Source organism: Lyngbya sp. CCAP 1446/10, from assembly GCF_026130175.1.
Lineage (GTDB): Bacteria > Cyanobacteriota > Cyanobacteriia > Cyanobacteriales > Microcoleaceae > Microcoleus.
On sequence record NZ_JAIGNI010000054.1, the window covers coordinates 23958 to 40177 of the forward strand.

At 44.6% G+C, this 16220-nt stretch carries 10 protein-coding genes; 3 read left to right on the plus strand and 7 right to left on the minus strand.

What is annotated here, in order from left to right; all coding sequences use genetic code 11:
- Nucleotides 1-158 precede the first annotated feature (158 nt).
- On the plus strand, nucleotides 159-2336 hold the full coding sequence (locus K4039_RS20405) for a protein phosphatase 2C domain-containing protein (protein WP_265237985.1): 2178 nt from the start codon (nucleotides 159-161) through the stop codon (nucleotides 2334-2336).
- Between the two features lie 25 nt (nucleotides 2337-2361).
- Here the strand turns inward: K4039_RS20405 and K4039_RS20410 are convergent, their stop codons facing one another.
- The 5 genes from K4039_RS20410 to K4039_RS20430 form a co-directional block, all read right to left on the minus strand.
- On the minus strand, nucleotides 2362-3450 hold the full coding sequence (locus K4039_RS20410; protein WP_265237987.1) for an ABC transporter ATP-binding protein: 1089 nt from the start codon (nucleotides 3448-3450) through the stop codon (nucleotides 2362-2364).
- Between the two features lie 312 nt (nucleotides 3451-3762).
- Nucleotides 3763-4824: a PotD/PotF family extracellular solute-binding protein gene (locus tag K4039_RS20415; protein WP_265237988.1), complete on the minus strand. Its 1062-nt coding sequence runs from the start codon at nucleotides 4822-4824 to the stop codon at nucleotides 3763-3765.
- Between the two features lie 51 nt (nucleotides 4825-4875).
- Complete coding sequence (locus tag K4039_RS20420; RefSeq protein ID WP_265237989.1) at nucleotides 4876-5733, minus strand: ABC transporter permease; 858 nt, start codon at nucleotides 5731-5733, stop codon at nucleotides 4876-4878.
- A gap of 91 nt (nucleotides 5734-5824) precedes the next feature.
- Nucleotides 5825-6673, minus strand: coding sequence for an ABC transporter permease (locus K4039_RS20425; protein ID WP_265237990.1), 849 nt, complete (start codon nucleotides 6671-6673; stop codon nucleotides 5825-5827).
- A 157-nt stretch (nucleotides 6674-6830) separates the two neighbouring features.
- Complete coding sequence (locus K4039_RS20430; protein ID WP_265237991.1) at nucleotides 6831-7244, minus strand: peptide chain release factor 1; 414 nt, start codon at nucleotides 7242-7244, stop codon at nucleotides 6831-6833.
- Between the two features lie 164 nt (nucleotides 7245-7408).
- On the opposite strand from K4039_RS20430, the gene K4039_RS20435 reads away from it, so the two are divergent.
- Entirely contained in the window at nucleotides 7409-7615 is a 207-nt protein-coding gene (locus K4039_RS20435) for a hypothetical protein (protein ID WP_265237992.1), read from the plus strand.
- A 392-nt stretch (nucleotides 7616-8007) separates the two neighbouring features.
- Nucleotides 8008-8433 carry a DUF6335 family protein gene (locus K4039_RS20440; protein ID WP_265237994.1) on the plus strand — a complete coding sequence of 142 codons (426 nt, stop codon included), beginning with the start codon at nucleotides 8008-8010 and terminating at the stop codon, nucleotides 8431-8433.
- Between the two features lie 54 nt (nucleotides 8434-8487).
- Here K4039_RS20440 and K4039_RS20445 read toward each other — a convergent pair whose 3' ends face one another.
- Both K4039_RS20445 and K4039_RS20450 read right to left on the minus strand, forming a co-directional pair.
- Entirely contained in the window at nucleotides 8488-9987 is a 1500-nt protein-coding gene (locus K4039_RS20445; protein WP_265237997.1) for a response regulator, read from the minus strand.
- 4 nt (nucleotides 9988-9991) lie between these two features.
- Nucleotides 9992-16096: a hybrid sensor histidine kinase/response regulator gene (locus tag K4039_RS20450; protein WP_265237998.1), complete on the minus strand. Its 6105-nt coding sequence runs from the start codon at nucleotides 16094-16096 to the stop codon at nucleotides 9992-9994.
- Between the last annotated feature and the right edge of the window lie 124 nt (nucleotides 16097-16220).

Consider the following 16220-nt stretch of genomic DNA (forward strand, 5'->3'; position numbering starts at 1 on the left):
AAATCTAAGCCGATCGAGACTGGCAGCAACTACAATTTCTAGGGCCCCAAAGGCAGTTAAGAAATTGATAGGGGCTAAAATCAGTTTATTCTCAAGTTCGTGAATTCGAGCCTGGGAATCATATATCTTCAGAATGTTTTTACACAAACTATTTCGATATGATCAGTAGTTTCTCACAACCCATTTATTGCGCGAATCTGAGCTGTCCCGATCCCGGCAATACCTTTGGCCGCCAGCAGTGTGCAGCTTGCGAAACCAATTTAATTTATCGATATTTGTGGGCGGTTGGCCCAGCAGTCGAGGAAGTGCCCGCTGGTAGGGTAATCGCCGATCGATATTTGGTCATTGCACCCCAAATCTGGCTCGACAGCCGTCCATCTCTCACTCCAAGCGTTCCAGAACAACTGCCGGATACCATTATGCCTTACCTGCATTTGTATCCCCAACGGCTGCATACGCCCGAAGTATACGGTTTTTGTGACCTGGGGGAAGCAGCGGAAGCGACAGAAGTGCTGTTGTTGGAAAATGTGCCAGTCAATAATTTCGGTAGCCTGTATCCTTCTATTCTACAAGCTTGGTCTCAGACAAGTGCCACGCGCCAAGTTTACTGGCTGTGGCAAATGCTCCAACTGTGGGAGCCCCTGTCGGAACAAGGAGTCGCTGCGAGTTTGCTGGTACCGGAAAATTTGCGGGTGGAAGGTTGGCGGGTTCGTCTGCTGGAACTACATCGGGGTAATTTTGTACCGACGCTGAAGGATTTGGGAGATGTGTGGTCGGGTTTGGTGGAATCAGCCCAGCCCGATATACAGTCGAAACTCGGCGAGATTTGTCTGTTTATGCGCCGCCGCAGCATGAATTTAGATGCGATCGCCCTGGAACTCAACGATTTACTATTAGAACAAGCTGCTAAATTGCCTCTGCATTTAGAAGTAGTCGGCATCACCGATACCGGGCCACAGCGCTCCCAAAATGAAGATAGTTGCTATCCAACTGCTGCTGATTTTCAATCCCTCAAAAGTGCCGGAAACGACAAACTAATTCCTTACTTGACAATGGTTTGCGACGGGGTTGGAGGCCACGAAGGAGGAGAAGTTGCCAGTCAATTAGCCGTGCAGTCACTGAAAGCTTTAATCCAAAATTTGCTCTCCGAAATCGCCGAACAAGAAGAGTTGATGGCACCAGTAATGGTCATCAAGCAACTCGAAGAAATAGTGAAAGTTGTCAATAACGTGATTTCCGCTCAAAATAACGAGCAGGGAAAAGAGTTGCGTCAGCGCATGGGCACCACTTTGGTGATGGCCCTCCAATTGCCTCAAAAAGTGAAAGTTTCCGAGGATGTACCGTCGAATAACAGTCACGAACTTTATTTGGTAAATGTTGGAGACAGCCGCGCCTATTGGATTGGCAAAAATTACTGTCAGCGGCTGACTGTCGATGACGATGTAGCGTCCAGGGAAGTGCACCTAGGACACAGTTTATCCTGGGAGACTCAATTGCGATCGGACGCAGGAGCCCTGACTCAAGCTTTGGGCACGCGCGACGGCGATTTTCTGCGCCCGACGATTCAGCGATTTATTGTCGAAGAAGAAGGCTTGCTGCTGCTGTGTTCCGACGGTTTGAGCGATAACGACTGGGTAGAGCAATCTTGGCAGAATTACGGCCCAGAGGTACTTGAGGGCAAAATGTCCTTGGAAGCCGCTGCTGAGTCTTGGATTCGCCTCGCCAACGAGAAAAACGGTTACGACAACACCTCTGTAGTGATGACTTACTGTCGGATGTCGCCGGAGAGACTGGTACTGTTCGATACGGCGTCGTCGCTTCCAGCATCACAGTCGGTACCCGACAGTAAGTCACCGTCGGTGTCGCTACCGATGTCACCCTCAGTATCAGGCTCGGTATCCCTCCAAAAGACAGGGAGAATGCCAGAATCTCAGCTTTCTGAATCGTCCAAACAGTTGCTGTACCCCGAAACAGCCCCCGCCCCGGAACCAGTTCAAAAACAGAAACCCAACCGTTTGGGGCCACTGCTGGGACTGTTGGCGCTGATGCTAGCCTTCGCGGGTTTAGGTTTGTGGGTGCGCAGCCTCCAAAACCCTCAGCCTGATCCCGAACAACTGCCGCCACCCCCGGAAACTACCGCCCCAACTCCTGCGGAGATTCCCTCGCCCGGTGCGGAGATTCCCTCGCCCGGTGCGGATATTCCCTCCCCCGGTGCCGAGAGTCCCTCGCCTTCGGCAGAATCGAGTCCTGCGGAGATTCCCGCGCCGCCCCCAGAATCGAGTCCTGCGGAGATTCCCTCGCCAGGGGCGGAGATTCCGTCACCATCACCGCAGTAAGGGAGAGCGAATTCAGCAGGACGTTTCAAAAAATGCAGATACTTTCCGGCGGCACGGCGACTCGAACGCTATCACCGACTTTGTGCCGCTGTAAGTCATCTCTGTGCAAGTTTTGTCTGCGAAGGGCGATCGAGCTTTTAGCAGTCAAGCGCACCTTATAGCGCGTATCAGTGCCAAGATAAATCGCCTCTTCTACTGTTCCCGGCCAGCCATTTTCAGCATCATAATTAGCCGGATAAATAGCAGCTTTTTCCGGCCGCAACACCAGGGTAACAACTTTCCCAGCCGGCAAATCTTCTGCTGTCGTAACTAACACAGGCAACTCCTGGTCAACCAACACTACTACTTGACCCTGTTGCCTTTCTACTACTTGCCCGGTCAAAAAATTGCTGTCGCCAATAAAATCAGCAACAAACCGCGTTTTCGGATATTCATAAATATCAACAGGTGTCCCGACTTGTTGCAGTTTTCCTCCTTCCATCACTGCAATTCTGTCCGACATGGTGAGCGCTTCTTCCTGATCGTGAGTTACATAAATAAACGTAATTCCCAATAATCGCTGCATTTTTTTTAATTCTAATTGCATCTCTTTACGCAATTTTAAATCCAGCGCTCCCAGAGGTTCATCCAACAGCAAAACAGAAGGCTGTTTAACCAACGCCCTCGCCAACGCTACTCGCTGCTGCTGTCCCCCTGACAGTTGGCGGGGATAGCGTTTTTCTACATCTGTTAACTGTACTAATGCTAAAGCTCCCGCCACGCGATCGCGAATTTTTGGCTGAGGTAAATTTTCCATTTCCAACCCAAATGCAGCATTTTGTGCTACAGTCATGTGCGGAAATAAAGCATAATTTTGAAACACCGTATTCACAGGGCGGTGAAATGGCGGGCGATTTTGCATTGGTTGGCCGTGGATATAAATTTCGCCCGCTGTGGGCATTTCAAAACCCGCGATCATTCGCAAAGTTGTAGTTTTGCCGCAGCCGGAAGGGCCCAGCAAAGAAAAGAATTCGCGATCTTTAATTTGCAGGTTGAGATTGTCTACAGCCAAGAAATCTTGACTGCGGGCACTTTTAAATATTTTGGAAATGTCTAAAATTTCGACGGCGTGCATTATTATCTATCCTGGTAGGGTGCGGATTGCGCACCAACTAATCTTGTAGGGTGCGCATTGCGCACCGGTTGACTAAGTTTCAGTTTCAACTTATTGTAGGGTGCGGAGCGGGCTGAATGTGACGACCAGCTACTCAATAATTTCCTCTCTGACGCACCCCTAAAGCAAGCCTTGGTTACAAATTCAATCGGTGCGCAGTGCACACCCTACAAACTACTAATCAGCATTTAAATTGCTGACCAATAAATAATCAAACTGTTGTGGGGCGGGCTTCGACGCCGGCCCAAATCGGCAATTTAAATGTGAAATCGCTTACTTTCCTGCCCCTGCTTTAACTTCCGTCGAAGCTCGATCGTACAATGCAGTTGCTTTCCCGACATCCTGCAAGAATTTCAGTTTGCCCAACACCTCAGCCGGCGGGTAAATTTGAGGATTATTCAAATCTTTTGGGTCAATTAAACCTTTGTCTATTGCTGCTTTATTCGGCGAACCATAGTGGGTGAAATTGGAAATTGTAGCACCTACTTCTGGCTGCAAAATGAAGTTAATAAATTTCTCAGCTAACTCTTTGTGCGGTGCACCTTTGGGAATTGCCATGTTATCAGAAAAAACAATTGTTCCTTCTTTGGGAATAGCATAGCGGAGATTTGGATTGTCTTTCATCACCTGAAAAATATCGCCGCTCCATTCCATTGTCAAGTTTACTTCTCCTTGATCGAGCAGAGTTTGACCAGTGTCGGGGACAAAAGCGGTAATCATATTTTTATTTTTAATCAGCAAGTCGCGGGCTTTGTTGATTTCTTCGGGATTAGTTGTATTTGGATCAAATCCTAAATACATTAAAACCGCTGCAAAAGTATATCTGGCATCATCTTGCCATGCTATTTTCCCCGTATATTTAGCATCGAACATCGCCCCCCAACTGTTAATCTCGCCCTTGGTTACTTTTACGTTGTAGCCAATTCCCATTGTTCCCCACTGATAAGGCAATGAATATTTATTGCCAGGGTCAAATGTTTGGTTCATCCATCTCGAATCCAGATTTGTTGTGTTAGGAATTTTCTGGGAATCTAACGGCTCAAGTATATTGTCGGCTGCCATGATTTTCACCATGTAATCGGCGGGAAATATTACATCGTAACCGGGATTTCCCTGTTTGAGTTTGGCGTAGAGTGCGTCGCTGTTCTCGAAAGTGTCGTATTGAATTTTAACGTTGTTATCTTTCTCGAATTGGGCGATCGTTTCTGGAGCGATATAACTTGCATAATTGTAAATGCTGAGGACTTGCTGCTGGTTGCCGCCTGTGCGGCTACAGCCGAAAACCACCGTTGCACTGATCACAAACAAAAGTAAGAAAGTCAGGAGGCGTTTCATGGGTTTTGTTAGTTGTAGGCGAAATTAATTATGACACACAAAGCAAGTTTTTTAGCTTTTTTGAACTCTTAGCGACGATACAACCAGCAATAAAGAAGCTAGCAGCATCAAAGTTGAGATGGCATTAATTGCTGGTGTTACTGCAAATTTTATCATGCCGTAAACCAATAGTGGCAGCGTCATGGAACCAACGCCTGTGGTAAAAAATGTCACGACAAAATCATCGAGAGACAGGGTAAAAGCCAGCAGTGCAGCGCTGAAAATTGCGGGCCAAATTAGAGGAAAAGTGATGCGCCAAAAAGTCCGCCATTCGTTAGCGCCCAAGTCAAAGGCTGCTTGTTCTAATTGAGGATCGAGTTCCGCCAAACGTGCCCTGACAGTAATCGTCACAAATGAAATATTAAAGACAATGTGACCGATAATTACTGTAGGTAAGCCGAGATTGAGGTGAATTCCTGTGAGATTTTCTACGATCCGAAATACTAGGGTGAAGAAAACTAGCAGCGAAATGCCGATCGTAATTTCGGGCATAATAATCGGCAAAAACAGTAAAGCTTCTACGGCTTTTCGTCCCAGAAAATGAAAGCGTTCCAGCGCTAGCGCGAGCATGGTACCGAAAATTGTCGCTAAAGCCGTCGAAATCGCTGCAATTAGCAAGCTATTGCTAAGTGCTGGCAAAATTCCGGCGCTGCTGCTGGTAGCAAGAGTCGCACCTGCATTGCTAAACAAGCTGCCGTACCAATCGAGGGTAAAACCGCGCCAAACTGCGTTAAATTTGGAAGCGTTGAAGGAGTAAATGATTAAGATGAGAATTGGCAAGTAGAGAAAGGCAAATGCTAGTGCAGCTTGTACCCAAAGCCACTTTTTGCCGATCGCCCGCACGAGCAAATCTAGTTTTGTTTTAGTCATTAGTCATTGAGCATTGGGCATTGGGCATTGGGCATTGGGCATTGGGCATTGGGCATTTTATCTTAAATGTACGGTGCGCGATGCACACCATTTATGAACTTTCATCAGAGACGCGGAAGTAAACCAAAACAGGAATCAATATGATTACTGTTAACAACATAGAAAGGGCGGAACCAAAAGGCCAGTCGCGGGCTTTCATAAACTGATTTTGAATCAAGTTTCCCACCATAATTGTTTTAGAGCCGCCCAATATATCAGGTGTGATGAAAGCTCCAACTGCGGGAACAAAAACCAAAATTGAGCCTGCAACAATGCCGCGAGTTGTCAATGGTAAAAATACGCGCCAGAATGTTCTAATATCATTTGCGCCTAAATCTTGAGCGGCTTCTACTAATGAAAAGTTGAAGCGTTCTATGCTAGAATATAAAGGTAGAACCATAAAAGGTAAATAGCCGTAAATTAGACCGATCGCCACAGCGAAAGGCGTAAACAGCAAATTTAACGGTTCGTTAATCAGATGCAGGCTTTGCAAGGCTGTGTTAACTACTCCTTCGCTACGCAGCAGAATTATCCAGGCGTAGGTTCTCACTAAAAAGTTAGTCCAAAATGGAATAATTACCAGCAAAAGCAAGGCGTTTCGCCAGCGGGGAGGACGGGTGGCGATGAAGAATGCTAGGGGATAGCCAACTAACAAACAAGCCGCAGTTGTCAAAAAAGCTAAAAAGAGCGATCGCCCAATTACCCCCAAAAAAAGTCCGCTGAACAAACGCTGGTAGTTGCTGAGAGTAAATACCCAAGTAACACCGCCATAAGTACCGCGTTCTAAGAAACTGTACAAAAGTACAATTAGCACTGGCAAAATGAAGAAAATTATCAGCCATGCGGTGGCGGGGAATAATAGCAGCAACAGGTTAGTCTGCTGGCGGTTTTTAATACTCATTCTTCACTCAATGGAAATTTAGCACATAATCCAACACATTTTATATCAAATCCGCATTTTCTCAATTATGTCATGATTAATAAAGAATCAAGAGGTACGCAATGTCAGCAGATACCTTGACTTTCTCTAGCAGTGCGCACCCTACAATGACTAAAAACTATCGCCAATAAGGCCGGCCCTTCCAAAAAATTCCCACCGTAACTCCGATTAGTGCAGCTTCCGATAAACTTGCTAAAAAAGGAGGTATGGGCAGGAATGACTTTAATACCAAACCTAAAAACACGCACAAAACTAAAACCCACAAATTAGTCCGGTTGAGCAAAAAATGCTGCTGCCAATACTCCAAAAAGTACACTGCTAAAGCTCCCATTCCCACTGCTGTAACAAAAGGTATCAATATCCCCAGGGAGGAACCGTATAGAAGTGTCAGGATGTTGCGGATTACCCGCGATTGCGTGAAACCCCAGGCTAAAAATAGCTCCAGTCCAATCACAATTGAGTTGACGAGGGCGGCAATTTGCAGCATTTCTCGCCAAGGTAAAAGTTTTAAGCGGCGCAGAAAATTACTCACGATCGGCAAATTTGGTAGGTTGCTTTGATTTTATAACAGTTTTGCCCGGGCGATCGACATTAACGACTATTTGTAAAGTAAAATGAAGAGAGAGGGCAGTCTCTTGACAAATTCACCTAGAGCACCTGCCTGCTTGTTGTTGGAACCGTGAAAGGAAAAAAGTTATGGTGGAGAACACTGTCGATTGTGCTGTAGCTTGCGTCAACGGCTGCGTTTTGGGCGATCAGTGCCCGAAGCGGGAATACGCAGCGGCAACGTCAAACTTTATTGAAAATACTTCTCTCGACCAAATGCTAGAAATGGCAGAGGAAGCGCTGAGAAAGAAACGGAGGGAACCACCCAAATGGATAACCCCTGATTTCCCCGAATAGAATTAGTGCTCCTTTGAAAAAGCATCGCCCTTGTGAAAGGGTGATGTTTTTTGTATTCCCAATGAAAGAGCCGAGCCAAATCAAGCTATTTCTTGGGATAGAAGCTAACAGCTTAAATAGCAGTTATTATTATAATTAATGAGGAAAATTTAATAACTCAAACATCTGCCACACTGTTCTCTATCGAGAAGCGGCGAGGTAAAGAGAGGATATTCCTCCTGATTTGCATTACTTTCGCTCTGACTGGTAACGAGCAAAACGAGCAAAAATCAATAGTTATTTAATTGTCATTCCTTGATTACAGCTATTGGCAGTTAATTACAATTCAGCTAAAGCCAATAGCAAAATCCCGAAGTATTGAATAGATTTAAAAAAACTCAGGAGAAAACATCATGGCACAGCAAAATAAACGAGCTGAAAATTTAGCAGAAGAGCGCGATAATTCCAGCAATTTGCCTCAAGAAATTACCGAATCTTACGGCACTGGCATTATCGTTGAACCGGGATTGAACCAATACGAAATCACAACCTTGAACGACAGCAGTTCGGAATACGGTTCAACCAGTTCCCAAATCAGCGGCGACGATGGCGAGGTTGCTGCGGCGGAACAAGAAAGGGCCACGGGCGAGAAATTAGTGGGGGGAAGCGCTCCAAATCCCGACCAAGATATGGTTGATGAACTCGGAGCTGCGGCGGGTATAGAAATGGCCGATGGAGCTATTTTGCACACAGCAGATATGCTCGATCACCGAGATGAAGATCGGTGGGAATTAGACCCTAGTTCTGCGGAAGATTATCAGGAACAGCCGGATTTATAGGTTTATTTGTTACAGTTTTGGAATATTTTTTTAGTCTTAAGTTGACACCAATAATTAGCGGCCTCCAATTTGGGAACCGGAGGTCGCCATTTCTCTAACTTTTTGTCGGATTGGAAGCTCGATCGCAAATTCGGTTCCTTGGCCTGGTGTCGAACAACACTGCAAACTGCCGCCGTGCTTGTCTGTGACTATGTGCCAGCTAATTGACAAGCCGATTCCGGTACCTTTGCCGATCGGCTTTGTGGTAAAAAATGGGTCAAAAATACGATCGCACAACTCCTCGCTGATTCCCGGCCCGTTGTCACAAATTTTAATAATTGCCGTGTTGGAGTTGCTGACTTTCGTACTAATCCGAATCAGGAAGGGATTTGCTTTAATTTCCTCGATTTTTTTTTCACTGCTGGATTCTTCGATCGCATCGATCGCATTAGCTAAGATATTCATAAATACCTGATTGATCTCCCCGCCGCAACACTCTACATTTTTCAAATCAGGATCGTATTCCTTAATCACCTCAATCGCGGGACGATTCGCCTTAAATTTCAGCCGATTTTGCAAAATCATCAGCGTGCTATCAATACCTTCATGAATATCAATCGGCTGCATTTCCCCCCCTTCTTGCCGCGAAAAAGACCGCAGAGACAGAATGATCTCGCGAATGCGATCGCCCCCTACCTGCATCGAGTTTAGCATTTTGATTAAATCTTCCTGGATGAATTCTAGCTCCACCGCTTCTACTGTTGATGTTATTTCCGGTGCCGGATCGGGATAGTGCTGTTGGTAAAGATCTAGCACCTTGAGAATATCTTCAGCATAATCGCGAACGTAATTGAGATTACCGCAGATAAAATTCACCGGATTGTTAATTTCGTGAGCAATCCCCGCCACCATTTGCCCCAAAGCCGACATTTTTTCGCTTTGAATTAACAGGGATTGAGCTTGCTTGAGCTTGTCCAGGGACTTCTGCAAATTCTCCTGTGTTTGCTGCCTCTGGTTCACCTCTTCCTTGAGTAGGTCGTTAGTTTGAGAAAGTTCCACAGTGCGCGATTCTACCCGTTTTTCCAACTCAGCAGCCAATTGTTCTAGGTTAATTTGAGCTTGTTTGCGATCGACAATTTCCTGTTCCATTCGGACATTTTGCTGCTGAAGTTTTTGAGTCAGCTTGCAGACGCTCAAATGCGCTTTAACGCGAGCTAAAACTTCTTCATTTTGAATCGGCTTAGTAACGTAATCAACAGCCCCCAAACTAAATCCCTTCACCTTATCTTTCGTCTCATTCAGCGCCGTCATAAAAATCACTGGAATATCTTTTGTCAAATCGCCAGCCTTCAAACGCCGGCAAGTTTCAAACCCATCAATTCCCGGTGGCATTAACACGTCCAACAAAATCAAATCTGGCAGCGAGTATTCAGCTTTTTTGATAGCGCTCTCTCCCGTCCGCGCCACCAACACTTTAAACCCCGATTCCGTCAAAAACTCAAACAGCACTGCCAAATTATTCGGGTTATCATCAACGATCAAAATTGCGCTTTCTTCCCAAGGTAATATGCTCATATTTTTACTGATTCCTGTATTGTTCTACAAATTCTAATATTTTCACTTCTTCAAAACCTTTAACTAATTGATTGAGATGGTTGGCGAAAAAGACATATTTAACATCAAGTTTTACCAATTTTTCTGCTTGTTTTTGAATACCTCCTAAGTCACCCATCATGGCTAAGTCAAAGAGTAAAGCGATTTCATCGGCGGGAGGAGCGATGATTTCTTGATGCTGAATTTGAGATTGATTGTGAAAAACTTCAGATTCCGCATTCGGGTATTGCAACTCCTCACAAATCCATTCTAAGCCCAAATGAACTTGCAAGCAATTTAAAAGTTCCTCAGCCCGGATCGGCTTGGGAATAAAAGCATTGCATCCCGCTGCTACACTTTCCTGCTTTTCTGCTTCCATAATACTAGCAGAAGTGCCGATGGCTACCACATTTTGCAGTTGGGGCAAATTGCGAATTTTTCGCATCGCTTCAAATCCGTCCATCACCGGCATCACCAAATCAATCAAAATACAATCCGGTTGAAATTCTAGAGCTTTATTCACACAATCTTGACCGTTTGTTGCCTCAATTATTTCAAAACCCAACGGTTCCAGCAGGTGAATTAAAACCGAGCGATTTTCCCACCGATCGTCCGCTATCAAAATTTTCTTATTAGTACCCTTGAAACTCTTAATATTTTGGGGGTAATACTTTTTATTTTTGTCGGGGCTGTCAACTGCTAGCAACTCCAACTCAAAGGAGAAAATGCTACCTCTGCCTAAAGTGCTTTCTACTTTCAATTCACCGCCCATAATCTCAACTAATTGGTGACTAATCGCCAATCCCAAGCCTGTTCCCTCAGTATGGCGGGGACTATTACCTACCTGTTCAAAAGGTGCAAATATCTTTGGCAATTCATCGGCAGCGATGCCAATTCCCGTATCTTCTACTTGAAACCGAATCTTCACGTTTGTACTAAGGAATTCAGTCTGGGTTCCATCCTTTACACAGTCCACTGCGGAAACCTTAAAAGTAACCCCACCGCTTTCAGTAAACTTAACAGCATTACCAATTAAATTAATCAAAATTTGCCGCAACTTCTTTTCATCAGCAGAGATAGCAGCGGGAAGAGGCGAAAGATATTCGCAATTTAAAGCTATGTTTTTTTGACCTGCTCGAATGCTACAAATTGCAGTTATGCCTTGAAGAAAATCGGGCAAATTAAACTCTGTTGGCACGAGTTCCATTCTTCTAGCTTCGATTTTAGAAAGGTCTAAAATATCCTCGACCAAAGCGAGTAAGTGTTCGCCACAGCGGTGAATAACGCCAATTCCATCCTGTTGTTTCGTTGATAAATGTTTGTCGCGCTTAAAGATTTGAGCGTAACCTAAAATGCCGTTGAGGGGCGTTCGCAATTCGTGGCTCATGTTAGCTAAAAATTCGCTTTTGGCGCGGCTGGCATCTTGGGCGGCGGCTTCTGCTTTTTGACGTTCTTTAATTTCTTCGGAAAGCAGGACATTTTTTTTGTTTAATTCTTGGGTGCGTTCTTTAACTTTTGCTTCTAGGGTAAGGTTGTATTCTGCTAGTTGTTGGTTCGCCGTTGCTAAGTTAGTGTAAAGGCGGGCATTTTCCAGGGCGATCGCAGCTTGGGAAGAAAGCAGCTTCAAAACTTCCAAGCGATCGGGAGTAAAAGCGCCGGCGATTAAATTGTTTTCTAAATAAAGGATGGCTGTTAATTTGCCTTGATAGACGATCGCCACGCATAACACCGATTTCGGCTGGTGTTCGATAATGTAGGGGTCGCTGTTGAAAATTGCCTCGCTGCAGGCATCGTGGAGGACAATATCTTCGAGAGTGCGATCGACAAAATTGATTATCGATCGCGGATACGCACCATCCAAGCCCGCGCCCGATAACACTCGCACATCTGCGCCCACCTCTCCCGCAGCTTCAATGACAAATTCACCGTTTTTTGGCGCGATCAGATACCCTGTTTGAGCCCCGGCATTTTCCAGCAAAATCCGCATCATTTTGGTCAGCAAAGCATCGAGGACAATTTCACCGGAGATAGCAAGAGATGCTTTCATAACTGTCGCAAAATCTAAAGCTTTGTGACTGCCGATAACGGTTGCAAAAGTTGCAGTCACAGTCTGGCTGCTACTTGTTAAACTTTCACTTTCCGGCATCTGTACAATTAACTGCGGATATCGTTCCTCCAAATCAACAACCTTAGCATTCGCACCCCAGCGGATATAACCGTAGTAAGCGTCAGTCATGTAAACCTTGGCAACTTTCTCCCGGCCCGCCAACAGGTAAAACTCAGCAGCTAATTCATTCGCCAAAGCTTCTTCCTGAATGTATCCCTGTTCGCTGGAATGTTGAATTGCGCGATCGTAATAATCGATCGCCCGGTCTTTTTCTCCCAACACCCGCGCTTTCTCAGCCTCGACTAACTCATATTTATGCTGGTAATTCATCGGTGCGTGGTGCGCCCAGTTCTGCATTTTTTCCTGGTTTTCTTCTACTTGGCGCAAGTGTTTTTCTTGTTCTGCACTGTCAGCCGTTGGATACACAGCAAGCAGTGCTAGCGAATAGTAAAAATTGTGCGTACCGATCATCATGAAGCCAATTACTGCTGGTGCATATTCTGCCGCCAAAGATGCGTCAGCAACGGCTTTTTCTGGACTTTTAAATAAGTAATTAAGCAGCAGTTTAGCCAAATAAAACTTAAAAAGTGCCATTTTGTTATTAGTTCTTTGCAGCCTAGGCAACATTTCTTTTCTACTGAAATTTTCACCTATCAAGCGACAATTATTTTCTGGTTTATTTCGCAAATTTAAAATTAGTTGACCCGAAATCTCCAGAAACTCTTTTGCAACTTCTTGTTTTAAATTTTGGACTAAATTAAAGTGATTGGCTTGTTTTTCTGCTACATTGTCTAATGGTTCTCCAATCAAAAATAAACACCAAGAAATGCTGTTCGTACAATAAGAAGTATATTCTAAATCTCCTGTTGCTAGACCGCTTTGTACCGCCTCGGTCAAAGGTGCGATTGTCTCCCTGGCGTGGTCTTTCCAGTGTCGCACAAAAGTGTTAAACATATTATAAACTTTGCATTTCAGTTCTTTAGCATTGAATTGCTCTAATAACTTCAAACCTAGTTGTCCAGAATGATATCCACTGTCTATCTCTCCCAATGCGCCAGCCAGCAACAAGCCATACCAACTATATGCGATCGCCCCAAGTGCTGAATGACCCCGTTTAATCGAAAAATCCACCATTGTGAAGATTATCTGTGACAAGAGTTCTGGTTTGGCGACAAAAACAGGAGAAATAACAGCCGAAAGTATCCGCATTGTGGCCAACTGATAGCTATCAGTCATTACCGGAACATTTTCTAGTTCCTCAAGCTGAGGTAATTTAATCCCAGTCAGACCCGTTGGGGGGATTTTTGACAGGGAAACCCCCAATATTTCCAAAGCTTTTAAACCAGTATCAAGGGCTTCAATCATCTGGTTTTGAGACATATAAGACTGGATTTGGAGTTCGTAAACCTTAACTTGGTCGAGCCGGTTTGTCGCGTGTTGCAACACGATATCTGCTAATTCTTGCGATCGCCCAAAGTTAGTATTGAGATATTCAGCCTCCGCTGCTTCTACGTGCAGGTTCAGCGTCAAGTCATAATCCGTCTGCCAATTTGAGTCTCCTGCGCTAACGGAGGATTGAGGGGAGTCGATCAGTTCCAAACCGAGATTCAAATATTTAACAGCAGCTTCGTAAGCATTGGATGCTTTAGCTTTTTTGCCAGCAATCAGATTCAGTTTTGCCAGTTCATATTTTTCTGCTTTTTCGGCGATAAATTCAACACCGAAATTCAGTTGATTGACAATATCAAAGACATTTTCTTCAATCTCCGAAGCGGGAGTATTATTGAGCAGCAGTTGACCGATTTTGACGTGCGTTGCTTGTTTCTCGCCATCGGGAATCAAAGAATAAGCTGCTTGCTGCACTCTGTCGTGCAAAAACTTGTAGCCAACCTTAACATCTTGCAGCCCCGACAGCCCCGTTTCCGAACCCTCAAAAACCAGCGGAATTTTGTAATCGTTGCTCAGCGGCAAAATTAGCCCTGCCTGAAGAGCATCCCAGAGACTTAATGCTGTTTCTTTTTGAGATTTTTCGCTGACAATTGCCAGGACTTCTAAATTAAACCGGTTGCCAATACAGGCCGCTAATTTTAAGGCTGACTGTGCTGCGGCGGACAACTTCCGAATATTTCGAGCGATTAACTCTACGACGTTGCAGTCAGTAATCCCAATGGCTTGGATGTGTCCGAGATCCCACTGCCACGTACCCGATGGAAAATCGTAAACTAACAGATTTTCTTGATAAAGAGTTCTGATTAACTGATTTAAAAAGAATGGATTTCCTTGGGTTTTGTTAAAAAGTAGCTCTGCTAAAAGTTGGATTTTTTCGGAAATTTCGCTTTCTAAAGTTTCGGAAATTAATTGCTGTACGTGACTCAAATCTAAGGGATTAAGAACAATATTGCTGACTATTTCGGGAAGTTCTGCCCCAGATTTTTGAATATTTTCGATGGTTTGAATCAGCGGATGGGTGGCGCTAACTTCGTTATCTCGATAGGCTCCAATTAGCAGCAAATATTTGCTTTCTGAATCCGTCACTAGCAGTTCAATGAATTTCAGCGAGGCGGAATCTGCCCACTGTAAATCGTCGAGAAAAACAACTAGCGGGTGTTCCTGCGCGGTAAACACGCTAATGAATTGTTTAAACACCCGATTAAATCGGTTTTGCGATTCTGTCGGCCCCAATTGCGGGACTTCCGGCTGTTTCCCGATAATTAGTTCGACTTCGGGAATCACGTCTGTGACAACTTTGCCGTTGCTTCCCAAAGCAGCTAGCAATTTTTGTTTCCAAGTCTGGATAGATGGTGCACTTTCTGTTAGCAATTGCCGAATCAATGATTGGAATGCTTGAATCAAAGAAGCGTAGGGAATGTTGCGCTTGAATTGGTCAAATTTACCGGAAATGAAATAGCCGCGCTGCTGAACTATGGGTTTTTGAACTTCATTTACTAAGCAGGATTTGCCGATACCGGAATAACCGGAAACCAGGATCATTTCGACTCCTGGATGGGAATCTATATTGTTTTCGACACCGCTAATTCGGTTAAATGCTGCCAACAAAGCGGCGACTTCAGCTTCTCTACCGTAGAGTTTTTGGGGGATGAGGAGTTGACCGGCGCGATCGGCATTTCCGGCAGTAAAATCAGATATATTGCCAGTAGCTTGTAGTTGCGCCAGACAAGTTTCGAGGTCAAACCTCAGCCCGTCAGCGCTTTGGTACCTATCTTCCGCCATCTTCGCCAACAGCTTCATCACGATGGCAGAGATTGCTTCGGGGATTTCCGGCTTCAAACTGCGAGGATTGGGGGGGATTTTAGCGATGTGACAGTGAACTAATTCTAAAGGGTCGATCGCGCTAAACGGCAATTCACCAGTCAGCATCTCGTAAAAAGTGACACCCAACGAATAAAAATCGCTGCGGTAATCAATTGCCCGATTCATTCTACCAGTTTGTTCCGGCGAAATATAAGCTAACGTACCTTCGAGCAAATTGGGATAGCTGGGCGTTGCGTTTTCTCGAACCAAGCCGGAGGAGATGCTGAAGTCAGTAATTTTGACCTGATAGGTTTCGGGATGGATAATAATATTGTGCGGTTTAATATCTTTGTGAATTATTTGGTTTTGATGGATTTTACCCAAACTTTTTGCTAGTCCAACGGCAATTTCGAGAAAGTGTTTCAAGTCAAGTTTGGTGGAAATTAAAAAATTAGATAAAGCCAAGCCTCCAAAGTCTTCTAATGTCAGCGCCACACCATTGTGATTAGTTTCTAAACTGTAGCAGTTGACAATTCCTTCGATGTTTTTTAGATTAGTTCGGATTTTATATTCATGTCTCAAGCGGGTAATTTCTTCCAGAGTGGGATACTCGCTGTTCAGGGTTTTGACAATGACTGGCAAATTGTGTTTTTGCCAGATTCCCCGATAAATCACAGTATTGACACCAGAGTAAATTTTTTCGGTGATTTGATAGCCTGTTAGTAAAATCATATAGCAATCCTAAATCATTTTCTATGTATAGGTGTACTGATGGATTTTTGGGAAATCAAATTTATGTTCGTTTGTGAAAAACTCAAACAAAAATTTAATTATCTTAAAAGACTTACATAAATAC